Source organism: Streptomyces sp. AA4, from assembly GCF_000158875.1.
Classification (GTDB): domain Bacteria; phylum Actinomycetota; class Actinomycetes; order Mycobacteriales; family Pseudonocardiaceae; genus Amycolatopsis.
Window position 1 is genome coordinate 8,001,166 of sequence record NZ_GG657746.1, and the last position, 22,076, is coordinate 8,023,241.

The 22,076-nt window shown below is 69.1% G+C and carries 24 protein-coding genes; 5 read left to right on the forward strand and 19 right to left on the reverse strand.

The genetic code is table 11. The features are described 5' to 3' along the window. Nucleotides 1-13 precede the first annotated feature (13 nt). The gene (locus SSMG_RS43045; RefSeq protein WP_009084542.1) at nucleotides 14-574 is read left to right on the forward strand and encodes a DedA family protein; all 561 of its coding nucleotides are present in this window, start codon (nucleotides 14-16) and stop codon (nucleotides 572-574) included. 78 nt (nucleotides 575-652) lie between these two features. Here SSMG_RS43045 and SSMG_RS36535 read toward each other — a convergent pair whose 3' ends face one another. After that, the gene (locus SSMG_RS36535; RefSeq protein WP_037716052.1) at nucleotides 653-1,558 is read right to left on the reverse strand and encodes a LysR family transcriptional regulator; all 906 of its coding nucleotides are present in this window, start codon (nucleotides 1,556-1,558) and stop codon (nucleotides 653-655) included. Nucleotides 1,559-1,644: 86 nt separating this feature from the next. Between SSMG_RS36535 and SSMG_RS36540 the strand changes: the two genes are divergently transcribed. Continuing rightward, nucleotides 1,645-2,544 (forward strand): EamA family transporter, encoded by a 900-nt coding sequence (locus tag SSMG_RS36540; protein WP_009084546.1) that lies wholly within the window; start codon nucleotides 1,645-1,647, stop codon nucleotides 2,542-2,544. A 3-nt stretch (nucleotides 2,545-2,547) separates the two neighbouring features. Here SSMG_RS36540 and SSMG_RS36545 read toward each other — a convergent pair whose 3' ends face one another. The 4 genes from SSMG_RS36545 to SSMG_RS36560 all read right to left on the reverse strand — a co-directional run bounded on the left by SSMG_RS36545 (nucleotide 2,548) and on the right by SSMG_RS36560 (nucleotide 5,699). Then, nucleotides 2,548-3,177 carry a hypothetical protein gene (locus SSMG_RS36545; protein ID WP_009084548.1) on the reverse strand — a complete coding sequence of 210 codons (630 nt, stop codon included), beginning with the start codon at nucleotides 3,175-3,177 and terminating at the stop codon, nucleotides 2,548-2,550. A 186-nt stretch (nucleotides 3,178-3,363) separates the two neighbouring features. Continuing rightward, complete coding sequence (locus tag SSMG_RS36550; RefSeq protein ID WP_009084549.1) at nucleotides 3,364-4,017, reverse strand: DedA family protein; 654 nt, start codon at nucleotides 4,015-4,017, stop codon at nucleotides 3,364-3,366. A gap of 105 nt (nucleotides 4,018-4,122) precedes the next feature. Continuing rightward, entirely contained in the window at nucleotides 4,123-5,322 is a 1,200-nt protein-coding gene (locus SSMG_RS36555) for an RNA polymerase sigma factor (protein ID WP_009084551.1), read from the reverse strand. Beyond that, on the reverse strand, nucleotides 5,319-5,699 hold the full coding sequence (locus tag SSMG_RS36560) for a YciI family protein (protein ID WP_037716055.1): 381 nt from the start codon (nucleotides 5,697-5,699) through the stop codon (nucleotides 5,319-5,321). Before SSMG_RS36560 ends, SSMG_RS36555 begins: the two co-directional genes overlap by 4 nt. 101 nt (nucleotides 5,700-5,800) lie before the next feature. Between SSMG_RS36560 and SSMG_RS36565 the strand changes: the two genes are divergently transcribed. Continuing rightward, the gene (locus SSMG_RS36565; RefSeq protein WP_037716057.1) at nucleotides 5,801-6,223 is read left to right on the forward strand and encodes a nuclear transport factor 2 family protein; all 423 of its coding nucleotides are present in this window, start codon (nucleotides 5,801-5,803) and stop codon (nucleotides 6,221-6,223) included. Nucleotides 6,224-6,283: 60 nt separating this feature from the next. On the opposite strand, the gene SSMG_RS36570 is transcribed toward SSMG_RS36565, so the two are convergent. From SSMG_RS36570 to SSMG_RS36620, 11 genes are all read right to left on the reverse strand, one after another. Continuing rightward, complete coding sequence (locus SSMG_RS36570) at nucleotides 6,284-7,384, reverse strand: ABC transporter ATP-binding protein (RefSeq protein WP_009084558.1); 1,101 nt, start codon at nucleotides 7,382-7,384, stop codon at nucleotides 6,284-6,286. Next, on the reverse strand, nucleotides 7,381-8,376 hold the full coding sequence (locus SSMG_RS36575) for an ABC transporter ATP-binding protein (protein WP_009084560.1): 996 nt from the start codon (nucleotides 8,374-8,376) through the stop codon (nucleotides 7,381-7,383). Before SSMG_RS36575 ends, SSMG_RS36570 begins: the two co-directional genes overlap by 4 nt. Nucleotides 8,377-8,380: 4 nt before the next feature. Continuing rightward, nucleotides 8,381-9,316 (reverse strand): ABC transporter permease, encoded by a 936-nt coding sequence (locus SSMG_RS36580; RefSeq protein ID WP_009084562.1) that lies wholly within the window; start codon nucleotides 9,314-9,316, stop codon nucleotides 8,381-8,383. After that, nucleotides 9,313-10,314, reverse strand: a complete 1,002-nt coding sequence (locus SSMG_RS36585) for an ABC transporter permease (RefSeq protein WP_009084563.1) — start codon at nucleotides 10,312-10,314, stop codon at nucleotides 9,313-9,315. Before SSMG_RS36585 ends, SSMG_RS36580 begins: the two co-directional genes overlap by 4 nt. Nucleotides 10,315-10,401: 87 nt before the next feature. Continuing rightward, nucleotides 10,402-12,078, reverse strand: a complete 1,677-nt coding sequence (locus SSMG_RS36590) for an ABC transporter substrate-binding protein (protein WP_050788365.1) — start codon at nucleotides 12,076-12,078, stop codon at nucleotides 10,402-10,404. A 424-nt stretch (nucleotides 12,079-12,502) separates the two neighbouring features. Then, nucleotides 12,503-12,979 carry a uridine kinase gene (locus SSMG_RS36595; RefSeq protein ID WP_037716060.1) on the reverse strand — a complete coding sequence of 159 codons (477 nt, stop codon included), beginning with the start codon at nucleotides 12,977-12,979 and terminating at the stop codon, nucleotides 12,503-12,505. Nucleotides 12,980-13,023: 44 nt separating this feature from the next. Continuing rightward, nucleotides 13,024-13,461: a DUF2304 domain-containing protein gene (locus tag SSMG_RS36600; protein WP_009084570.1), complete on the reverse strand. Its 438-nt coding sequence runs from the start codon at nucleotides 13,459-13,461 to the stop codon at nucleotides 13,024-13,026. A 9-nt stretch (nucleotides 13,462-13,470) separates the two neighbouring features. Beyond that, nucleotides 13,471-14,217: a glycosyltransferase family 2 protein gene (locus SSMG_RS36605; RefSeq protein WP_286157001.1), complete on the reverse strand. Its 747-nt coding sequence runs from the start codon at nucleotides 14,215-14,217 to the stop codon at nucleotides 13,471-13,473. 18 nt (nucleotides 14,218-14,235) lie between these two features. Continuing rightward, a complete protein-coding gene (locus tag SSMG_RS36610; protein WP_199786087.1) occupies nucleotides 14,236-16,167 on the reverse strand; it encodes a DUF6541 family protein in 1,932 nt (643 codons plus the stop codon). 97 nt (nucleotides 16,168-16,264) lie between these two features. Next, complete coding sequence (locus tag SSMG_RS36615) at nucleotides 16,265-17,569, reverse strand: hypothetical protein (protein WP_037716064.1); 1,305 nt, start codon at nucleotides 17,567-17,569, stop codon at nucleotides 16,265-16,267. After that, nucleotides 17,566-18,585, reverse strand: a complete 1,020-nt coding sequence (locus SSMG_RS36620) for a glycosyltransferase family 2 protein (protein WP_037716066.1) — start codon at nucleotides 18,583-18,585, stop codon at nucleotides 17,566-17,568. The genes SSMG_RS36615 and SSMG_RS36620 overlap by 4 nt, the downstream gene beginning before the upstream one ends. A gap of 111 nt (nucleotides 18,586-18,696) precedes the next feature. Here SSMG_RS36620 and SSMG_RS36625 point away from each other — a divergent pair, with 111 nt between their 5' ends. Next, nucleotides 18,697-19,794, forward strand: coding sequence for a UDP-N-acetylglucosamine 2-epimerase (locus SSMG_RS36625; RefSeq protein WP_009084578.1), 1,098 nt, complete (start codon nucleotides 18,697-18,699; stop codon nucleotides 19,792-19,794). Here SSMG_RS36625 and SSMG_RS36630 read toward each other — a convergent pair. From SSMG_RS36630 to SSMG_RS36640, 3 genes are all read right to left on the reverse strand, one after another. Beyond that, nucleotides 19,785-20,015 (reverse strand): hypothetical protein, encoded by a 231-nt coding sequence (locus tag SSMG_RS36630; RefSeq protein WP_009084579.1) that lies wholly within the window; start codon nucleotides 20,013-20,015, stop codon nucleotides 19,785-19,787. The genes SSMG_RS36625 and SSMG_RS36630 overlap by 10 nt on opposite strands. A gap of 80 nt (nucleotides 20,016-20,095) precedes the next feature. Continuing rightward, complete coding sequence (gene recR, locus SSMG_RS36635; RefSeq protein WP_009084581.1) at nucleotides 20,096-20,692, reverse strand: recombination mediator RecR; 597 nt, start codon at nucleotides 20,690-20,692, stop codon at nucleotides 20,096-20,098. Between the two features lie 3 nt (nucleotides 20,693-20,695). Then, nucleotides 20,696-21,049: a YbaB/EbfC family nucleoid-associated protein gene (locus tag SSMG_RS36640; protein WP_199786419.1), complete on the reverse strand. Its 354-nt coding sequence runs from the start codon at nucleotides 21,047-21,049 to the stop codon at nucleotides 20,696-20,698. A gap of 106 nt (nucleotides 21,050-21,155) precedes the next feature. On the opposite strand from SSMG_RS36640, the gene SSMG_RS36645 reads away from it, so the two are divergent. Beyond that, nucleotides 21,156-22,013: an N-acetylmuramoyl-L-alanine amidase gene (locus tag SSMG_RS36645; protein ID WP_234392782.1), complete on the forward strand. Its 858-nt coding sequence runs from the start codon at nucleotides 21,156-21,158 to the stop codon at nucleotides 22,011-22,013. Nucleotides 22,014-22,076 lie beyond the last annotated feature (63 nt).

Below are 22,076 nucleotides of genomic sequence, written 5' to 3' on the forward strand. Positions count from 1 at the left end.
GGTTAATAGAGATATGAACGCTACGACGGCTGGGCTGGTGGTGCTGTTCGTCGTCTCGCTGGTGCCGTTGTTGCCCACCGAGGTGACGCTGCTCGGCATGGGCGTGGCCGCCGCGCAGCACGGGGCGTCGCTGGCAGTCGTGATCGCGGTCGCCAGCCTCGGCTGCCTGCTGTCCGACCAGGCGTTGTACGCGCTCGGGCGGTTCGGCGGGGCGCGGATGCTCACCCGGCTGGGCCGTCGGCGCAAGCTGGCCGCCGGATTGACCTGGCTCGACGGACGCCTGCAGCGGCACCCGAGGCCGGTCCTGGTGGTCGCGCGGTGGCTGCCTTCCGGCGGGACGGTCGGCGCGCTGCTGGCCGGCTCGCTGCGGTGGCGATTCACCGAGTTTCTGACCGCGTCCGCGCTCGGCGTGCTGCTGTGGACGTCGTACGTCGCGTTCCTCGGCTACGCCGGTGGCCAACTGGTTGCCGAGCCGGGAGTGAGCCTGGCGTTGTCGCTGACCATCGCGGTGTTGCTGGGCTCGGCGATCACGGTCGGGATTCGACGGCACGCAGCGCCGAGTACAGCGCATTGATCAGCGGGCTGATCGCGGCGGCCGGGGGAACCTGCCGCTCGGGGGTCAGCACCATCGGTTGCGTGGCAGCGAACCCAGCTAGGTCGTGAGCGCGGCTACCTCGGCGCGCATTTCGTCGATCACAGTCGCGACAGCCGGACGGTTCGCGGCGCCGGTGCGGCACACCACTTCCACCAGCCGTGCCGCGCGGATTCCGGCCAGCGGACGGCCGACCAAGCCGCTGCCGCGTCGAGTGTCCATTGTGTACCGAGGCATCAGTGCGATCCCGTGTCCGGCCGCGACGAGCCGTTCGGTGATACGGAAATCGTTGATCCGCTGGACAATCTGCGGCCGCACTCCGGTGCGCACGGTCAGCGAGCGCAGGACGTCGTCGACCGGGAAGCCGTGGTCCACCGAGATCCAGCGTTCGTCGGCGAGATCGGCCAGGCCGACGCGGCGGTTGCGCGCGAGCCGGTGGCCGACCGGAAGAGCGACGTCGAGCGGTTCGCGCAGCAGCGGGAAGACGTCGAGGCGTTCGGTGTCGAATTCGGGCGCGTGCTCGTCGCGGTGGGCGACGACGACGTCGTAATCGGCGACCAGTCCGGGCACCTGCGGCGGGACCATGTCGACGTCGCGGACGTCGACCTCGAGGTTTTCGTGCTGGTCGATGCGGCGCAGCAGGCCGGGCAGGAGCATCAGGCCGGCGGATTGGAAGATCGCGATCCGCACGCGTCCGCGCGGGGCGCTGCGGTAGGTGTCCAGCTCCGCCTCGGCGCGGTCCAGCGCGGCCAGCACGTCGTCGGCGCGGGCGACCAGCGCGCGGCCCGCGTCGGTGAGCCGCAGGCCGCGGCCGGCCGGTTCGGTCAGCGGGATGCCGACCTCCGCCTGCAACGCGCGCAACTGCTGCGAGATCGCCGACGGCGTGCAGTGCAACGCCCGCGCCGCGGCGGTGACGCTGCCCCGATCCGCGAATTCGCGCAGCGTGCGGAGCCGGCCCAAGTCCATTCGCGCAGTGTATGTGAAGCTGCGCTACACAGTCAGTGCAGTTTTTCTCGCTGGTGCTTCAAGGTTCGCCTAGGCAAGCTTGAGGCATGGCCATCCGGGACCGTTTGCTCGCCGTGTTCGTCGCCGTCCTGTGGGGCCTGAATTTCATTGCGATCCACGCCACCCTCGGCCAGTTCCCGCCGATGTTCGCCGGCGCGCTGCGGTTTCTGCTGATCGCGATCCCGACGGTGTTCCTCGTCCCGTGGCCGCGGGTGAAGCTGCGGTACCTGCTCGGCTACGGACTCGGGTTCGGCACCGGGCAGTTCGCGTTCCTGTTCGTCGCGATGCACCTGGGCATGCCGACCGGGCTCGCGTCGCTGGTGCTGCAGGCGTCCGCGCCGTTCACCGTGCTGCTGGGCGCGGTGCTGCTGCGGGAACGCGTCTCCGGACGGCAGCTGGCCGGGATCCTGCTCGCGGTGGCGGGCATGACGGCGATCGCCTGGCAGCAGTCCGGACAGGCCGCGCTCGTGCCGGTGCTGCTGACCTTGCTGGCCGCGCTGAGCTGGGCGATCGGCAACCTGAGCATGCGCCGCGCGGAGCCGGACAACCCGCTGCACCTGACGCTGTGGATGTCCGTGGTGCCGCCGCTGCCGATGCTGGCGCTGTCGAGCATCTTCGAGGGTCCGGGCGCCGCCTGGCACTCGCTGACGACGCTCGGCACGAAAACGGGCCTGATCGGCGTCGCGGGGCTGGCGTACGTGGTCCTCTTCGGGACGGTCGTGGGCTCCGGCATCTGGACCACGCTGATGCGCCGCAACCCGGCGGGCGTGGTCGCGCCGTTCTCGCTGCTGGTGCCGGTGGTGGGGTTGACGGCGTCGTTCTTCATCCTCGGCGAGGTCCCGACGGTGCTCACCCTGGTGGCCGCGGCGGTGGTGATCGGCGGGGTGCTGCTGGGCTCGCTGCGGAGGAAGCCGGCGGTTACGCCGGAGGAACTGCTGCCGGTGTGAGAGTCAGCGGCCGGGGCGCTGCCGCAGGACTTCGGGCACCCGGTCGTACGTCTTCAGCTCGCCGGCCAGCTCCGGGACCAGGTAGCCGAGCACACGCAGAATCGTCTCGTGGTCCTTCCACAGATGCCGATGATGAATCGGCTCGTGATGCATGATCCGGTTGCGGAACAGCAGAACAGTGCGTAGATCGGCGTGCAGATCACGCCGTTTGCCGCGATAGAAGGCGAACGCGCGATGCAGGTGCGGCACCCACAGCGTGCGGTCGTAGGCGCTGCTGAGGGTCGACACCCAGAACCCGAGCGACAGGTTCGCCACGAGGTCGTCGGGCGTGTGGGGCCGTCCGCGCACGGTCAGCTTGCGCCGAGCCTCGGCCAGCTTGCCCACGCCATCGGGGCGCAGCGGGGCGACCCGCCACCAGTCTTCGCGGTCGAACGCCGTCGCCAACGTGCGGTGCAGCCCGTTGCGCAACGCCAGCTCCAGGCAATGCAGCGCCGGGTAGAACGCCGCGGAAACCTCCACGTTCCACCAATACAGCGCGCTGGCCCGGGTGAAATCGCCGTCCGCCTTCGCGAGATACGGCGCGAATCTCGGGGCCGACAAACCGTCCCGGATCCACCCCGGCTCCTCCGGCATCGGCCGCCCCTCCCCCCTTTTCGCCCCTCTCGGGCCGGAGGGGATGTGCTAGTATGGCGCAGTACGCCCCGGGTCGCCTCTGCTTTCGCATGCCGCCCGGGGCATCGCTTATTTCCAGGCATGGAAACAAGAAACCCCGGCACGTCCGAAGACCTGCCGGGGAAATCCCGTCAGTCAGCTCGAGGCTCAGGCGACCGCGTCGTTCTTCTCTTCCGACGACTCCGACGAGGAAGCCGTCGCGTGGCGGGACATGCGCTTCTTCAGCACCAGCGTCACCACCGCGCCGATCACCAGCGCCGCGCCAAGACCGGCCCACTGGAAGCCCTTCAGCCACTTGTCGGCGACCACGCCCAGGTAGTAGATGAGCGCCGTCGTTCCGCCTGCCCACACGATGCCGCCGAGGGCGTTCGCGATCAGGAAGCGCGGGTAGTGCATGTTCAGCGATCCGGCGAGCGGGCCGGCCAGGATGCGCAGCACCGCGACGAACCGGCCGAAGAACACGGCCCACATGCCGCGTTTGTGGAACATTCTCTCGGCGCTCGCGATGTGGTCCGGGCCGAAATGTTTGGGGAACTTCCGGCCCGCCCAGGCGAACAGCCGTTTGCCGCCCTTCTTGCCGATCAGGTACCCGATGCTGTCGCCGATGATCGCGCCCGCCGACGCCAGCACGCCGATCCACAGCGGGTTCAGCCCGCTGTGCGACGACGCCAGCAGCGCGGCGCTCACCAGCACGATCTCCCCCGGCAACGGAATGCCCAGGCTTTCGACCATCACCACCAAGCCCACCAACAGGTAGACCGACAGCGGAGGGATCGCCTCCAGCACGTGGTCGATGTTCACTGCCAACCCCCTTGTGATTCGTGCCTGGTCCCCGCAGGGTACCCAGCTGACGAGCGTTCTCGCGTCCACCTGGAGTCGGGGCCGGGGTCCGTCTTCAGACAGGGGTTATCGGGGTTTTTCCGACATAACACGCAAAGCACGCGCTTCGAAGTACTCCCGTTCCGGAAGGCTCAAGGTGCGCTGGGCGGCGCGGACGTAACAGTCGTGGGCGCCGCGCGGGTCGCCGGACAGTTCCAGGAGGTGGGCGCGGACCACGTCGGCTCGGTAGTGGTCCAGGTGCTCGGTCGCGTCCAGTTCGGCGAGGGCGACCGCCGGACCTTCGACACGGGCCAGCGCGACCAGGCGGTTGAGGTCGACCATCGGACCGGGCGCGAGCTGCTGCAGGAGGTCGTACAGCAGCAGGATCTGCGGCCAGTCGGTGTCGTCGGCGGTCGGGGCCTCGTCGTGCACGGCGGCGATCGCGGCCTGCAGTTGGTACGGGCCGACCGGAGTGGTGGTCAGCGCGTGTTCGATGAGCGCGCTGCCTTCGGCGATCGCGGACGCGTCCCAGCGCGAGCGGTTTTGTTCGGCCAGCGGCACCGGGATCCCGTCCGGACCGGTGCGGGCCGGGCGGCGGGCGTCGGTGAGCAGCATGAGCGCGAGCAGTCCGGCGACCTCGCCGTCGGCAGGCAGCAGGGCGTGCAGTTGCCGGGCGAGCCGGATCGCTTCGGCGGTCAGTTCGACGCGGTTCACCGCGCTGCCGGAACTCGCGGTATGGCCTTCGGTGAACACCAGATACAGCACCTGCAACACCGCGGCGACGCGTTCTGGCAGCTGGTCCTGCGGCGGCAACGCGAATTCCGCACCGCGCAGTTTCTGTTTCGCCCGGCTGATCCGCTGGCCGATCGTCGGCTCCGGCACGAGGTACGCCCGCGCGATCTCGGCCGTGGTCAGACCGCCAACAGCGCGCAAAGTGAGCGCTACTTGCGACGGGCGGCTCAACGCGGGATGGCAGCACAGCAACAGCAGCGTGAGGGTGTCGTCTTGCTGCGGCACGAGTTCGAAGGACGGCGGTTCCAGCGCGGCCACCGTCTCCTCACGACGGATCCGCGCGGCTTCGCTGCGCCACATCTCGATCCGCCGCCGCGAAGCCGTCGTGATGAGCCAGGCCTTCGGGTTGTCCGGGACCCCGTCCTTCGGCCACTGCACGGCGGCGGCGAGCAGGGCCTCCTGCACGGCGTCCTCGCATTTGCCGAAATCGCCGTAGCGGCGCACGAGCGCGGTCAGCACCTGCGGGATGAGGTCGCGCAGGAGGCTGTCGATCACAGCTCGAAGTCCACGTCGCCGGTCAGTCCCATCACCGGCCGCACCTCGATCGTCGCGAAGGGGGCCTCCGGGATCCGCGCGGCGATCTCCAGCGCGCGGGCCTCCGAATCGCATTCCAGCAGGTAGAACCCGGCGAGCTGTTCCTTGATCTCGGCGAACGGGCCGTCGGTGGTGCTCACGCCGTCCGCGCGCACGTGGACCTGCTTCGTCAGCTCCGGCGCGGCCAGCCGTTCGGACACGATCCGCTCGCCGGTGCGCTCCAGCTCCTCGTGGAACCGCTGGTAGGCGCGCAGTCCCTCGGCCTTCTGCTCGTCGCTCATCCCAGCCCAGGCCGCGCGCGACGCCGGGTTGCCGTAGATCAGGACCAGATACTTCATCGGGAGCCTCCTCGAAAGTTCTTCCACCCCTGATGTCGAAGCCGCGCGGACAGCTTCGACGTCCCGGACGTAACCCGCATCCGGGAAAAGGAGAACACAAAATGTCCGAGAACGAGATCCGCGACCTGCTGGCCGAGCGCACCGCCGCGATGCACGCGAAGGACCCGCAGCGGGTCGTCGCGAGCTACACCGAAAAGGCGGTCAAGTTCGACCTCGCCCCGCCGCTGCGCACGACCGGCGCTTCCGCGGACTACGTCGCGCAGTGGTTCAGCACCTTCGACGGACCGATTTCCTACACGTACCACGACGAGGAGATCACGGTGTCCGGCGATCTGGCGGTGGTGGCCGCACTGGCGAAGCTGACCGCGACGCCGCGGGGGGAGAGCGAATCGTTCACGCTCTGGTTCCGCACCACGTTCGCCTTGCGGCGCACCGGAAACGGCTGGCGGATCGCCCACGAGCACAACTCGACGCCGTTCCACATGGACGGTTCGTTCCGTGCTGCTGTCGATCTTCAGCCCTGAAAAGCCGTGAAGGGCTCCTTCCGGGAATCAGATTCCCGGAAGGAGCCCTTCACGGATGCCTCAGAGGATCTCGGCAGCCGAACCGACGTCCGGCGGTCCAAGATCGGGGTTCAGCGCCCCGGCATCGACCAGTTCCACCTCGACCTTGTGCGGCTGGATCCGCCCGTCGCGGATGTCTTCCGCGTAGTGGCAGGCCACCCGGTGTCCGGCGCCGAGTTCGCGCAGCTGCGGGCGGTCCGTGGTGCACAGGCTTTCCTGTTTCCACGGGCACCGCGTGTGGAAGCGGCAGCCCGACGGCGGATTGGCCGGCGACGGGAGGTCTCCGGCGAGCAGGATCTGCTCGCGGCTGTCCTCCACCACCGGGTCCGGCACCGGGATCGCCGACAGCAGCGCTCGCGTGTACGGGTGCAGCGGATTCTGGTACAGCTCCTCCGACGTCGTCTCCTCGACCAGCGCGCCGAGGTACATCACGCCGATCCGGTCGGAGATGTGCCGGACCACCGCGAGGTCGTGCGCGATCACCACGTAGGTGAGACCGAGCTCGTCCTGCAGGTCCTCCAGCAGGTTCACCACCTGCGCCTGCACCGAAACGTCCAGCGCGGACACCGGTTCGTCGGCGACGATCAGGTCCGGTTCCACCGACAGCGCCCGCGCGATGCCGATGCGCTGGCGCTGGCCGCCGGAGAACTCGTGCGGGTACTTCCGCAGCGAAGTCTCCGGGAGACCGACCGCGCTCAGCAGCTCGCGCAACCTGGCGGCGGTCGATTCCTTGTCCTTGTCGAGCCCGTGCGCGCGCATGCCCTCGACGAGGATCGACTCGACCGACTGGCGCGGGTCCAGGCTCGACATCGGGTCCTGGAACACCATCTGCATCCGCCGCCGCGCCTTGCGCAGCTGCTCGCCCTTGAGCTGGGCGACGTCGGTGCCGTCGAACACGACCTTGCCGCCGGTCGGCTCGTTGAGCCGCAGGATCGCGCGGCCGAGCGTCGACTTGCCGCAGCCGGATTCGCCGACCAGGCCGTAGGTTTCGCCGCGGCGGATCGCCAGGTCGACGCCGTCCACCGCGAACACGTGGCCCACCGTGCGGTCCACGACGATGCCGCGTTTGATCGGGAAGTGCACCTTGAGGTCGGTGACCTCGAGCAGCACGTCGTCGGTCATCGGGTTCCTCCTCCTGCCGCCACGGCGGGTTGCACCGGGTTGTGGCAGCGCAGCAAGCCGTTCCGGTCTGGAACCAGCTCCGGCGAATGCTCCAGGCACGCCTGGATCGCGTTGGGGCAGCGCGGCGCGAACGCGCAGCCGCCGTCCCACGGGATGTTGTCGGCCACCGAACCGCGGATCGGCACCAGCTTCTCGCCGCGGCCCTCGTCGAGCCGCGGGATCGAGGCCAGCAGGCCGTGCGTGTACGGATGGCGCGGCTGCGCGAACAGCGAATGCCGTTCCTGACGCTCGACGATCCGGCCGCCGTACAGCACGTTGACCTCGTCGCAGAGCCCGGCGACGACGCCGAGGTCGTGCGTGATCATCACCAGCGCGGTCCCGGTGTCCTGCACCAGTTCCCGCAGCAGCGCGAGGATCTGCGCCTGGATCGTCACGTCGAGCGCGGTGGTCGGCTCGTCCGCGATGAGCAGCCGGGGACGGCAGGCCAGCGCGATCGCGATCAGCGCGCGCTGGCGCATGCCGCCGGAAAGCTGGTGCGGGTACTCGGAAAGCCGCCGCGTCGGGTCGGGGATGCCGACCTTGTCGAGCAGTTCCGCCGCTTCGACCCGCGCCTTCTTGCGCGGCATGTCGCGGTGGCGCTCCAGCACCTCGGTGATCTGCAGCCCGATCGGGATGACCGGGTTCAGCGAGGACAGCGGGTCCTGGAACACCATGCCGAGATCGCGGCCGCGCCGGTCGCGCATTTCGCGGTCGGACAGGGTCAGCAGGTCGGTGCCCTCGAAGCGCACCGAACCGCTGACGGTGTTGCCGCGCTTGGCGAGCAGCCGCATGATCGCGAGCGAGGTCACCGACTTGCCGCAGCCGGACTCGCCGACCAGACCGACCGTCTGGCCGGGTTCGACGTCGAAACTCACGCCGTCGACCGCGGTGAACGGACGTTCCCCGCGGCGCTGGAACACGACCTTCAGGTCGCGGACTTCGAGAAGTGCCACGGGGTCACCGCCGGTTCTTCGGGTCGAGGGCTTCGCGGAGGGACTCGCCGAGCAGCGTGAACCCGAGCGCCACGATGATGATCGCGATCGCCGGGTAGTACGCCAGCTCGGGCCGGATGTCGAGGAAGTGCTGGGAAGCGTTGCCCAGCATCAATCCCCATTCCGCGCGGGTCGGGTCCGGGTCGCCGAGACCGAGGAACGACAGCGCCGCGGCCTCCAGGATCGCGGTCGCCAGGGTCAGCGTCGCCTGCACGATCACCGGGCCGAGCGAGTTCGGCAGCATGTGCCGGAACACGATCGTCGTCCGCTTCACGCCGAGCGACGTCGCGGCCAGCACGTGGTCCGCCTCGCGCTGGGCGAGCATCGAACCGCGCAGCAGCCGGGCGAAAATCGGCACGCCGATGATCGACACCGCGATGATCACCGTCCACTGGCTCGGCTTCGCGAACAGCGCCGCGATCGAAATCGCCAGCAGCAGCGAGGGAAACGCCAGCAGCACGTCGACCAGTCGCATGAGGACGGTGTCGACCCAGCCGCCGAACGCGCCGGCGAGGCCGCCGATGAGCGCGCCGATCAGCACGCCGATCACCGTGGCGAGCACGCCGACCAGCAGCGTCTGCTGTGCGCCGATGAGCAGCCGGGACAGGAAGTCGCGGCCGAAATCGTCGACGCCGAGCGGGAAACCGGGCTGGGCGCCCGGGATGATGCCCCGGCCGAGGATGACCTTGTCCTGCAGGTACCGGACCTGCGGGTCCTTCGGCGCGAGCAGCGGCGCGAAAATCGCCAGCAGCAGGAACAGCAGGGTGATCACGCCGCCGACGATCGCCACCGGGCTGCGCAGCATCCGGCGCAGCGCCTCGGCGCCGAGGCTCCGCCCGCCCGCCGACGACGCGGCGAGCTTGTCGATCGGCTCTTTCTTCTTGTTCAGCAGAGTGTTCACCGCACACGCACCCTCGGGTCGATGAGCCCGTAGGAAATATCCACGAGCATGTTCACGAGCACGTAGACCAGTGCGCCGAGAAGCAGCAGTGCCTGCAGCCGCGGGTAGTCCCGCTTGTCGATCCCTTCGGCGAGAAGGAAGCCGAGGCCGCGGAAGTTGAACACTCGCTCGGTCAGCACGGCGCCGCCGAGCAGCGCGCCGGTCTGCAGGCCGATCGTGGTGATCACCGGCAGGAGCGCGTTGCGCAGCACGTGCCGCTGGCGGACCACGGGCTGGGTGAGGCCCTTCGAGTTCGCGGTGCGGATGAAGTCTTCGTTGAACACGTCGAGCACCGACGCGCGGGTGATCCGGGTGATCACCGCGAGCGGAATGGTGGCGAGCGCGAGCGCGGGAAGAACGAGGTGCTTGATCGCGTCCCACACCGCGTCCCATTCGCCGGTCATCATTCCGTCGAGAATGGCGAAATGCGTGACGGCGGTGGCGTTGATGCCGGGGGCCTGCCTGCCCTGCGACGGCAAGCCGAGCGGCGTGGAAAGCAGGTCCTGCATCATGTAGCCGAGGAAGAAGATCGGCACCGCGACGCCGACCAGCGTCAGCACGATGATGACGTTGTCGACGATCTGGCCGCGGAAGCGAGCGGCGAGATAGCCGAACGAAATGCCGAACACCACCGCGATGATCATCGCCGTGATGCCCAGTTCAATGGTCGCCGGAAGGAACGTGCCGATCTCCGACATCACCGGGCGCGACGACACGAGCGAATAACCGAAATCGCCGGTGACCGCCCGGCCGAGGAATTTGAAGTACTGCACGAAAATCGGCTGGTCGAGGCCGAGCACGTGATTCAGGTTCGCCAGTTTCTCCGGGGTCGCTTTGTCCCCGAGCAGGGCGGACGCGGGCCCGCCGGGCAGGGAGCGCAACCAGGCGAACACCAGGATGGACAGGATGAGGAGCGTCGGGATCGCTTGTAGCAGCCGACGCACGAGAAAACGGAGCACGAGTAGTCCTTTGTGTACAGCCCGGGAACGAGGCCAAGGGCAGGCGCGGTAGCACCTGCCCTTGGCCTGGCTGCTCAGTGGAGCACGTCAGCCGATCGTGACGTTGTCGAAGCGTTCGTCGGTGAGCGGGCTGGCCACCACGCCCTTGATCTTCGGGCCGACCACGATCGCCGGCGTCGGGTAGGCGATCGGGATGGCGGGCAGGTAGTCCATGATCTTCTTGTTGGCTTCCTGGTACGCCTTGGTGTGCGCGTCGCCTGCCGGCGCGGCGTCCGCGTCGGCGAGCGCCTTGAACAGATCCGGGTTGTCGAAGCCGAATTCCGGCTTCGGGCGGCCGAAGAAGGTGCCGACGAAGTTGCCCGCGTCGTTGTAGTCACCGGTCCAGCCGAGCAGGTGGATGTCCTGCTTGCCCGCCTGCTGCACGTCGTCCTTGTACCCGCCGTTCCACGATTCGGCGACCGGCTGCACGTTGATGCCGATGGCCTTCAGGTCCTCGGAAATCGCGGTGTAGGTGTCGGCCGGGTTCGGCATGTACGGCCGGGTGACCTCGGTCGGGTAGTAGAACTTCAGCGTCATGCCCTCGGCGCCGGCGTCCTTCAGCAGCTGCTTGGCCTTGGCCGGGTCGTACGGGTACTTGGCGACGTCGTCGGTGTAGCCGTTGATCGCCTTCGGCACGAACTCGGTCGCGACCTCGGAACCCTCGGCCAGCTTCGAGCGGACGAACTGCTCGCGGTTGATGCCGTACGCCAGCGCCTTGCGGACGTTGTCGTTCTTCAGCAGCGGGTTGTTCTTCTGGTTGATGCCCAGGTAGAGCACGTTGAACGACGGGCGGATCAGCACCTGCTCGCCGTCGTTGCGCAGCAGCCCGTAGTCCGCGGGGGCCGGGAAGTCGTAGCCGTTGATGTCGCCGGCCTTGAGCGCCTGCTTGCGGGCGTTCTCGTCCGGGATCACCTTGAACACGAGCTTGTCCAGCTTGGCCGGCTGCGGCATCGTGCTGGTTTCGTTGCGCACCAAGGTGATCTGGCCGTTGCCCTGGTCCCAGCTGTCGAACTTGAACGGGCCGGTGCCGGTCGGGTGCTTGTAGCCGTACTCCGGATACGTGATCGACGTGCCGGAGCCGGTGATCTTGTCCGCGTTGTACTTCTGCAGCGCGGTGGGGCTCTGGATGGCGAACGACGGCAGCGTGAACGCGGCCGGGAAGGCGCCCTTCGCGCGGTTCAGGTTCAAGACCGCGGTGTGGTCGTCCTTGGCTTCGCAGCTCTTGTAGACCGGCTCGCCCTTGGTGGTGCCCTCGTTGTGCGCGAAGCCCTCGAAGACGTCGCCGTAGTAGATCATCTGGCTCTGGGCGGTGGCGCCCTTCATGTTGTACCAGCGATCGAAGTTGAAGCAGACGGCCTTGGCGTCGAACGCCGTGCCGTCACTGAACTTCACGCCCTGCTTGAGGTCGAAGGTCCAGGTCTTGCCGTCGTTGCTCGGCGTCCACTTCGTGGCGAGCGACGGGGCCAGGTCGGCGGTGCCCGGCTTGTTCTGGATCAGCGTGTCCAGCATCTGCCGGGTGATCCGGAACGTCTCGCCCTCGTCGTTGAAGATCGGGTCGAACATCTTCGGGTTGCCGGTGTTGCCGAAGACCATGGTGCCCCCGGACCCACCGCCTCCGGCCTCGTCGCGCTTCGATTCCGCACACGCGGACAGCGAGACCGCGAGCGCGCCCGCGAGCCCGATCAGAGCTGCCCGGCGTGTTCGGGTCAGCCGCAATTGCTGCATCTGGCACCCCTTGGAAATGTTCGGTGTCTCGAATTCACCGTCGGCGGTCGGTTCGGGAAGACCAGTGCGATCGGTGTGTTCGGTGACACTAGCGGGAACTCGGCCTCCGCTTAAGCACGTGAGGTTACGATCGCGCTACGTAAACCCCAAATTGACCGCAACGTGTCGGCAAATGTGCGCGCTGCGTAGCGAAATACGCCGGTTTGGTACGTTGAGTGGTGGTTTGCTCACCCGAACGGCCTAACCGGTCGGGTTGTCCGTTCCGGGTGCCGTGGATGTTCCGGAATCCCCGCGCGGGCCGTTCCGAGTTGCCCGGGAAGGCACTCCGAAGAGCCCGAATGCACTCGAGTTTCCAGCGCTCGCGCATTCCGCGCAATAGCCGTTTTCCCCGGTCGCAAACCGAGGCGAGCTGGTCTCCGGTTGTTCAGACCAGCTGGTCCGCGGCCTCGCGGGTGCCGTCGACCGCGAACCAGCCGCGTTCGAACAGCTGCCACCGGCGCAGTTCGTCGCGCGCGGCCTCGCCGTCGCGGGCGACCGCCCTGGACAACCGTTCGGATTCGCTGCCGCCCTCGATCCAGCACAGCCACGACAACCGGGACCGCAGCGCCCGGCGTCCGCTCGACACGCCTTCCAGTACCAGCACCTCGGGAACCTCGACGCGCACCAGCTCGCCGGGACGCGGGCTGCCGGAGGTCCAGTCCACCCGGCGATACGTGCCAGACCGGCCCGCTGCCAGCGGTTTCAGCACGCCGTCTTCCAGCTGGGGCCACCACGCGACGGGATCGTCCCAAGTCGCGAAGGCGTCCGTGCTGACCAGCGCGGCGCGCGACCCGAGCACGCCGACCGTTTCGGCGGCGAGAGTGGACTTCCCGGCCCCGGAAGGACCGTCGATGGCAAGCACCCGGACGCCGCCGAGCCGGGGCGGAGCGGCGAGGAGCGCGGAGATCAGCGAACGCGTGCCGGGCTCGCTTCGGGCAGGCCGTCCACGCTGTCCGGCGCGGCCGTGCGCTTCTCCAGTTCGGCGATGCGCGCTTCGAGAGCGCGCTGGGTGTCCTCGAGTTCGCAGCGCAGCAACGCGGTTTCCTCGACCGCGGTCCGCACCTCTTCCTCCAGGTGCCCGACCTCGGTCGAAAGCTGCAGCGACACCAGGGCGAGGACGACGCCGGACAGGAAGAAGACGAAGTTCGACGGCGTCGCGACCCCGGTGAGGTGCGCCAGGAACTCCGCGACCGGCGGGACCACGGCGAGCACCACGACGCCGATGGCCACCACGAGCCAGATGCCGGCGTACTTCTCGCGCAGCTTGCGCCGCCGCATCATCTCGACGACGACGAGCAGCACCAGAACCGCGATGACGACGCTCAGTACCTGCCAGCCTGCCATGGAGCCTCCCTACGCCGCGTCGGACGAGTCAACGGACGGACGACGGCGCACCAGCGCCAGCAGCAGCGCGAGGCCCGCCCGGCCCAGGTACACCGCGGACTTCACCGGCGAATGGCTCGGCTTGCCGCCCGCCCGTTCGCGCATGACCACCGGGGTCTCCCGGATCGACAGCTTCGCCCGGATCGCCATGACCAGCGCCTCGATCGTGTCCCCGAGGTACTCGGCCGGGTAGTAGCCGGCGAACAGGCGGATCGCGCGCGGGCCCATCGCCTTGAACCCGGAGGTGACGTCGGTGAGCTTGCTGCCCGACAGCCTGCTGAAGACCAGCGACAGCACGACCATCGCGTACTTGCGGGGCCCGACCGCGCGGTAGGAGCCCTTGCCGGCGAACCGGGAGCCGATCGCGATGTCGGCGCCCTCGTCGAGCAGCTGCAGCAGCGCGCCGACCTCGTCCGGGTCGTGCTGGCCGTCGGCGTCGACCTGGACGACGGCGTCGTAGCCGCGCGCGGCGGCGTAGCGGAAACCGGTGCGCATCGCGCCGCCCACGCCCAGATTCACCGACAGCCGGGCGACCCGGACCCCGGAGTCGCGGGCGAGTTCGGCCGTGCGGTCGGTCGAACCGTCGTCGACCACCAGCACGTCCGCACTCGGCAGCGACTGCTTGACCTGGTCGAGCACCGAAGAAATGCTGTCTTGCTCATTGAGCGCAGGCATCACGATGAGCACGCGTCGAGTGCTCACGGATGTGCTGGACACAGCAGTCACCATAACCGCTTACTGACCGTTCGCCGTGGTAGGGCCGCTCACGCCGGACTGTCCGGCGATCTCGTAGATCGTCGCGCCCTCGTTGTGGAACACCACGCGGAACTGCGGGCCGGGCCGGACCCGGGTCACGCCGACGGACTCGATCGCGGTCTCCGTGGCCTTCCCCTTGCCTTGGATGAGATAGCGCACCCGCAGGTCGGTGAGGTCCGCGCGGACCTGCGGATACTTGTCGATGTCGTTGACCCACGCGCTCAGGTAGCCGGCCTTGGTGTTCGCGTCGGCGCCGTAGAAGGTCCACTCGACCGGCTGCACTCCGGCCAGCGCGTACATCCACGCCGAACCGTCGGACCGGTTGTTCATCACCCGCTCGCCCGGCACGGTGTGCTGGCCGAGCCAGGCGAAAGCGGCCTCCTCGGCCTTGGACACCGTCGGCCCGTCGTGGTAGTTCGTGGCCAGCCGGACGGCGTTGCGGCCGACGTAGCCGCCCTTGCTCAGGCCGCCGCACACGAGCCCCAGCAGGACGACCGCGACGACGCCGAGCGTGGCCGGCGCGAGCTTGACCCGCGGCTGCGCCTTCCGCACGAACCAGGCGGCCGCGGTGTGCGCGAACTCTCCGAACGCGACCGCGCCCGCCAGCGGCAGCAACGCGGCGATCCGCCAGTGGTCGTTGTAGAAGAGGCTGGTCAGCGTCTGCATGAGCGGCGAGTTGATGGACACCGTCAGCATGAAGAGGCCGCCGAACAGGACGTACGCGGCGACCAACCACAGCATCCGCCGGTGCCGCACCAGCAGGATGAGCCCGACGAACGCGGGCACGCCGATCCACCACTGCGGGAAGTCCGACATCGGGGAGAACGTGATCGTCTGGCCGAAGCCGCCGGCGAGCGTGGTCTCCGGCGCCCAGTACGCGCTCGTCACCCCGCCGGCGTTGTACAGCGAGGGCAGCACCAGCGGCACGCCGAGCGCGATCGCCAGCCCGCCGGTCGCGATCAGCGACGGCAGGCTGCGCCGCCATTCGATCTTCTCGAAACGACAGAGAACGGCGACGAGAATAAACAGGAAATACACCACGACGACGAACACGACGCTGGTGTGCAGACCGCACAATCCCGCCACGCCGACCCCGATCGCGACCGGGCCGGCAATGCCGTTCGGCTTCAGCAAATAACGGCCGAGCGCGAGCATCGCCGGAACCAATGCGACGCCCGCGACATACGGCCACAACGGGCCGCGCCACAGCGAGTCGTACGGGAAGGCGCTGAACCACGTGCTCACCGCGGCCGCCGCGGCGGCGCCGAGCGCGGGCATTCCCCAGACCCGGCACAGCGCGGCGATCCCGAACGGCACGGTGAAAACCACCGCCAGCGCGGCGAGGTTCAGCGTGGGCATCATGGTCAGCCCGCCCTTGCCGAAAACCAGCGCGAGCAACGCGTGATACGTGTCCGGGTAGAAGTAGTTGGTCTGGTTGGGCAGGTTGGCGATAGTGCCCACAGTGGACGGCCGGGCGTCGCCGTGTTCGGCGATCCAGCGGACCAGGTTGCCGTGGAACGGCGCGTCCCAGCCCTGCTGGACGGTGTAGATCCCGTTGGTGCCGCGCAAGAAAGTGACCGCGCCCACGCCCAGCGCGACGACGACCCCGGCCGCCATCACGAGGTGGTCGCGCAGCGGCAGCTTCTCCAGGTCCTCGCCGGTCCAGTCCGGATGCCTGCGGGCGCGCAGCCACCGCACCGCGAACGCCAGCCCGAAGCCGACGACGACGAGCACCAGCGTCCACAGCGCGACGTTCAGCAGCGTCCAGCGGATGCCCAGGCCGCCCAGCACCGGGACGCCGAGGGCGATGACCCCGAACGTCAGCAGCGGAGCCGCGGCGGCGAGCGTCCACCCGCGCAACCGGATGGCCGCTCCGAAGACGAGCCCAGGCACCCAGAATGCAAGCAGCACCAGAAGAACGTTCATCGAATTCGAATCCAACCCTGATCGGCTTTCGCCATCCGACGCGCACCGGGAACGGCCGCTCGGAACTCACACTACTGCGACGCTAAGAACACGCTTCACCCGTGTCTGAGGTTGCTTGCGCGGACGAATTCGCGAGCACGAATACCAGCACGACCGCGAGCCCGGCCATCGGCGCGACGGCGAGCGAAACGACGGCTCGCAGCACGGTGTCGCCCGGAACGGCGAGCAGCAACGCCGAAGCCGTGACCGCGACCACTGCCCAGGTGATCAACACCCGGTTGGCCTGGGCGCGCGCCACCAGCACGGCGGTGAGCAACTGCATCGGCACCAGCAGCACCGAGGACCACACGAGCCCGGCGACCGCCCAGCCGTCCACCTGGTACTTGGGGCCGTTGACGAACTGCACCGCCCACGGGCCGATCAGCATGCCGACCAGCGCGCCGAGCGCGGCCAGCGCGAGCGCGGCGAAGGTGCCCAGCAGCAGCACGCGGCGCAACCGGCTCCGGCCGTCCGCGGTGGCGGAGAGCCGCACCACGAACGGCACCGCGAGCGACTGCACCGGCGCGACCAGCGTCAGCGGCAGCCGGGCGATGACCAGCGCGGCGAACACCGCGCCGAGCCGGTCCCGGTCGCCGCCGGGGGCGAGCAGGCCGACCAGCGCGGGGTAGCCGGTGATGACCGTCGCGGTGAGAGCCGCGCCGAGCAGCAGCATGAGCATCCGGCGGCTGGTGACCCCCCAGCCGTCGCCGTCCGCGCGGACGTCCAGCAACCGCCACGCCTGGCGGATGAACAGCAGCCAGGCGAACGAGCCCGCCGCGACCGCCAGGGCCAGCGGCACCAGCCGGTAGGCGGTGGCGAGCACCAGCAGCCCCAGCACCAGCGCGCGGACCGCGGGTTCGGCGACGATCAGCCCGGCGAAGTGCTTGACCTGGTGCTGGCCGATCAGCAGGCCGCGGACGCCGAACTGGCAGGCGAACGCGACGCCGCCGGCCACGACCACCAGCGCGAGTTCGCCGCTGCCGTGGAAGAGCCGGTCGTTGACCGGCGGGATGAGCAGCGCCAGCCCGAACGCCGCCGCGGCCGCCGCGGAGACGGCCACCGCGCGCAGCGCTCCGCGACCGGCGACCCCGCCGGTCAGCGCGGCCGTCGCGGACTGCCGGGACAGCTCCTGCTCCAGCGGGGACAGCGCGCTGCCGAGGCCCATCAGGAGGCCCCAGAACGTGAGGAAGGTGGCGTACTGGTCCGGGGGAAGCAGCCGCGCGCAGGCGACGGTGAGGACGTAGCCGAGGAGGATCGCCACGATCAGCGAACCGCCGAGCTTGCCCGCGGTGCGATGGGTGTCCCGGACGACCCCGTTGGCCGCCTCGCCGGTGTCCGCCACGCTCATCGGCGCCGCAGCCGGGCGCGCAAGGCGAGGAACAACCCGCGGAACACGCCCGAGCCGAACCCGGCCGCGAACACCGGCAGCAAGGTGCCGACCGCCCGCGCCTCGGCCGTGCTGGCTCCGCACTTCTTGACCGCCGCGGCGGCTGCCGCCGACCCGGCGATCCCGAGCGCGGCCGTCGTTTTCGGCTTCTTCACCGCGAGCCCGGCTCCGACCGCGCCGACCGCGAGCGCGCCGAACAGCGCGGTGCGCGCCGGACCGGGCGAACCGAGGTAGGAATCCACGTAGGTGGTACCGCGGAAGAAGGACTGCGCCCAGAACTTCTTGAGCGAATCGCGGCCGTGGTAGGTCCCGGCGAGCTGCGGGGCAAGGTGAATGCGCGCGCGTTCGGCGATCCAGCGCAGCATCCGGGTGTCGTCGCTGGCGAGCCGGACGTCGTCGAACAGCGATTCGAAAGCGGTGACGGAGCCCTCGAGCAGATCGCGGCGGGCGCAGAAAAATCCGGTGCCCTTCGGGTAGAGATCGAATTCCTCGATGCCGAACGACGTCAGCTTCGGATCCGCGAAGTACTTCCGCCACGAGAATGCGACCAGGCCGGCCATGAAACCGGCGTAAGGATTGTGCTCGGACGCGACGTTGATGTGGCCGTTCCAGGCTGTCCGCTCGGGGTGGCCGGTCAGCTGGTCGCGCAGGAAACCGAGGCTGCCGGCGTCCACGAGGACGCGGCTGTCGAGCAGCAGCAGCCATTCGCCGGACGCCTTCGCCAGGCCGGCCCGGCGGGCCTCGAACCGGCCGCTGTTGGCCTGGCTCAGCACGGTGATGCCGTACTGGTCGCGCAGCCGGGCGAGCCGCGCGGGCGTGCCGTCGGTGCTCCCGTCGTCCACGACAAGGATTTCCACCGGCCACCGCGCCGCCTCCGCCGAGGCGATCAACGCGCCGACGCTGCGGTCGATCCAGTCTTGTTCGTTGTAGACCGGAATCACGACGCTGAGCGACGGGAGGGGCGGATTCGCACTCACCCCGGCGAGGCTACCCTGTACCGGGCGGGACGGAGTGCGCAGCATCCGCGCCCGCGCCGTTGACCTGCTGTTCACCCGGCTGTGGCCGGCCCGGAGATTGGGTAATCCACGGTGATTTCGTTCGTTGTCGGCACCACCGCGGAACTGATCAAAATCGCGCCGGTGTTCCACCGCATCGCCGAACGCGGCGCGAAACCGGAGATCTGGTTCACCGCACAGCACGTGGACGAGGTCGCGGACGTGCTCGCGGATTTGAAGCTGCCGGAACCCGCGCTGTGGTTCGTGCCGCGGGAACGGGCGCACAACCTCGAATCGCCCGCGCAGGTCCCCGGCTGGGCCGCGCAGGTGATGCGCACCGCGTGGAGCCGCCGCGCCGAACTCCGCGCCCGGCTGACCGCCGACGGCCGCCCGCCCCTGGTCCTGGTGCACGGCGACACGTTCACGACGCCGTACGGGGCGTTGCTCGGCAAGAAGATCCTGAAGGCGCGCGTCGGCCACATCGAGGCCGGGACGCGGTCCGGCAGCATTCTGTCGCCGCTGCCGGAGGAAATGAACCGCAAAATCGCCGGGAAACTGGTGGACATCCACTTCTCGCCGAGCGAGCGCGAGGTGCACAACCTGCGCAACGCGCGCGGCGTCGTGGTGAACACCGAGGCGAACACGGCGATCGACTCGATGCGCCAGGTCATCGGCCAGCCGCTCGACGTGCCGGGACTGCCGGAGAAATTCGGCCTGGCGACGCTGCACCGGTTCGAGCTGGTGTCGCGCGCGGACAAATACCGCGAGGTCTTGGAAATCCTGCGCGCGCAGAGCCGCGAGATGCCGATCCTGTACATGGCCGGCGCGCCGGAGCGGGAGAAGATCCGGGCGCTGGGCTTGGACAATCTCTTCGACGACAAGTTCATCGCGCAGCCGAAAATGCGGTACCTGAAGTTCCTGCCGCTGGTCGCGCGAGCGGAGTACGTCGTCACGGACTCCGGCGGGCTGCAGGAGGAATGCGGTTACCTGGGCCTGCCGTGCGCGGTCCACCGCGCCCGCACCGAACGGCACGTGGGCATCGGCGAGAACGTCATCCTGACCGAAATGCGCGGCGACCGGTTGCAGGAATTCCTGGACACGTACCAGAACCGGCGCGGGGAGTCCTGGATGGACAAGTACCACCCGTCGGACATCGTGGTGGATTCGCTGGCACAGCTGGGTTATTGCTGACCGGAGAGCATCCGGAGCTCCGGCGCGTAGCCCTTTCCGGTCAGCTCGGACATCTTCGCGAAGAACTCGGTCCTGGCGGCTTCCAGCGCGGAGAGCGGATCGGGGCCAGCCTTGGCGCGGCCGTCGGTGCGGAAATGCTGGAAGTCACCAAACTCGGGGCTGCCACAGAGAAACCGACCCGAACGCGGGATCGCGTCGGCGTCTGACGGAGCTGCGTGCACGGCCCCCCGGGCCGGGTGCGCATCTCCGTCAGACGCCGACTTGAAGGCGATCCCGCCGCGCCGACGAAGTCGGCGCCAAATTACAGCGCGCGGCGACCGGACAACGCGCGTCCCAGAGTCAGCTCGTCCGCGAACTCCAAATCCCCGCCCATCGGCAACCCCGACGCCAGTCGCGTCACCGACAGCCCGGGGAAATCGCGCAGCATCCGCACCAGGTACGTGGCCGTCGCCTCGCCCTCGGTGTTCGGGTCGGTCGCGATGATGATCTCCTTGACGTCCGCCTCGCCGATGCGCTGCAGCAGCTGCCGCATCCGCAGCTGCTCGGGGCCGATGCCGGAGAGCGGGTCGAGTGCGCCGCCCAGGACGTGGTAGCGGCCCTTGAACTCGCGGGTCCGCTCGACCGCCAGGACGTCCTTCGGCTCCTCGACCACGCAGATCACCGTGAGGTCGCGCCGTTCGTCCCGGCAGATCCGGCACGTTTCCTGTTCCGAGACGTTGCCGCAGATCTCGCAGAACTGCACGCCTTCCTTGACCTTGCCCAGCACGTCCTGCAGCCGCGCGATGTCCGCGGGGTCGGCGGCCAGCAGGTGGAACGCGATGCGCTGGGCACTCTTCGGACCGACGCCGGGCAACCGGCCCAGTTCGTCGATCAGGTCCTGGACGACACCCTCGTACAAGTGTCAGCCGCCGAAGCCGAGGCTGCCGAGGTCCGGCATGCCGCCGCCGAGGCCGCCCGCCAGCGGGCCCAGTTTCTGCTCGGTGAGCTTCTGCGCGCTCGCCGACGCGTCGCGCACCGCGGCGACCACCAGGTCGGCCAGGGTTTCGACGTCGTCCGGGTCGACCACCTTCGGGTCGATGACGAGGCTCTTCAGCTGGCTGTCGCCGGACACCGTCGCGGTGACCAGCCCGCCGCCCGCGGTGCCGGTGACCTCGGTGCTGGCGAGTTCCTCCTGGGCCTCCACCAGCTTCTGCTGCATCTGCTGGGCCTGCTGCATGATCTGCGACAGGTCGAAGCCGCCGCCGCCGGGTTGCACCATGATCGCACTCGGTCCTTCCGCGTTTGGGTGTTCCTCCCCAGCCTAGCCGCGCACCCGGCGCGTCCGCCCTGGCGGCACGCCTGCGCTGTGGCACCGTGGTCGCGTGCGAGCGAAGACACTCCCGCTGCTGACCGGCCTGGTGCTGCTCACAGCGTGTTCCGGCGGCGGCGAGACGCCTGCCTCACCTGCCGCCGCGCCGACGTCGGCGACCCCGGCGTCCCCGGCTCCGAGCCCGTCCTCCTCCAGCCCGCCGCCGTCTTCCTCGTCTTCGCGCCCGCCCTCGACGTCCGCGGCGCCGCCGATCGGCTCGGGCAAGGTCGTGGTGCTCGATCCCGGGCACAACGGCGGCAACGCCTCGCATCCCGGCGAGATCAACCGCCAGGTGCCCGCCGGGCGCGGGCAGACGAAGCCGTGCAACACCACCGGCACGTCGACCAACGCGGGGTACCCGGAGCACGCGTTCACCTTCGCGGTCGCGCAGGAGGTCGGGAACGCGTTGGCGGCCAAGGGAATCAAGGTCGTCTACACGCGGCAGAACGACTCCGGCGTCGGTCCGTGCGTTGACGAGCGCGCGAAGATCGGCAACGACGCGAACGCCGACGCCGTGGTCTCGATCCACGCCGACGGCTCCACTTCGCCGACCGCGCACGGCTTCCACGTCGCCTACTCGGCGCCGCCGTTGAACGCGGCGCAGGGCGAACCGTCGCTGAAGCTCGCCCGCGTCATGCGCGACGGAATCCGCGACGACGGCTTCCCCACCTCCACTTACCTCGGCTCGGCGGGCCTGTCGCCGAGGAATGATCTGGCCGGGCTCAACCTGTCGAGCCGGCCGTCCGTGCTCGTCGAATGCGGCAACATGCGCAACGCCGACGAGGCGAGCCAGATGTCGTCGGCGGCGGGCCGGGCGCACTACGCGCAGGCCATCGCGAAGGCGATCGAGGCGTACCTGGCCGGTTCCTGACCCAGAGAGCCGAAAGGGCTACTGAGCGGACAGAACACCGGACACCGTCTTCTTTCTTGATCG

Coding starts and splice junctions, on each gene's coding strand:
- SSMG_RS43045 (WP_009084542.1), top strand. CDS start 14: ATGAACGCTACGACGGCTGGGCTGGTGGTGCTGTTCGTCGTCTCGCTG.
- SSMG_RS36535 (WP_037716052.1), bottom strand. CDS start 1,558: ATGGACTTGGGCCGGCTCCGCACGCTGCGCGAATTCGCGGATCGGGGC.
- SSMG_RS36540 (WP_009084546.1), top strand. CDS start 1,645: ATGGCCATCCGGGACCGTTTGCTCGCCGTGTTCGTCGCCGTCCTGTGG.
- SSMG_RS36545 (WP_009084548.1), bottom strand. CDS start 3,177: ATGCCGGAGGAGCCGGGGTGGATCCGGGACGGTTTGTCGGCCCCGAGA.
- SSMG_RS36560 (WP_037716055.1), bottom strand. CDS start 5,699: ATGAAGTATCTGGTCCTGATCTACGGCAACCCGGCGTCGCGCGCGGCC.
- SSMG_RS36565 (WP_037716057.1), top strand. CDS start 5,801: ATGTCCGAGAACGAGATCCGCGACCTGCTGGCCGAGCGCACCGCCGCG.
- SSMG_RS36570 (WP_009084558.1), bottom strand. CDS start 7,384: ATGACCGACGACGTGCTGCTCGAGGTCACCGACCTCAAGGTGCACTTC.
- SSMG_RS36590 (WP_050788365.1), bottom strand. CDS start 12,078: ATGCAGCAATTGCGGCTGACCCGAACACGCCGGGCAGCTCTGATCGGG.
- SSMG_RS36600 (WP_009084570.1), bottom strand. CDS start 13,461: ATGGCAGGCTGGCAGGTACTGAGCGTCGTCATCGCGGTTCTGGTGCTG.
- SSMG_RS36615 (WP_037716064.1), bottom strand. CDS start 17,569: ATGAGCGTGGCGGACACCGGCGAGGCGGCCAACGGGGTCGTCCGGGAC.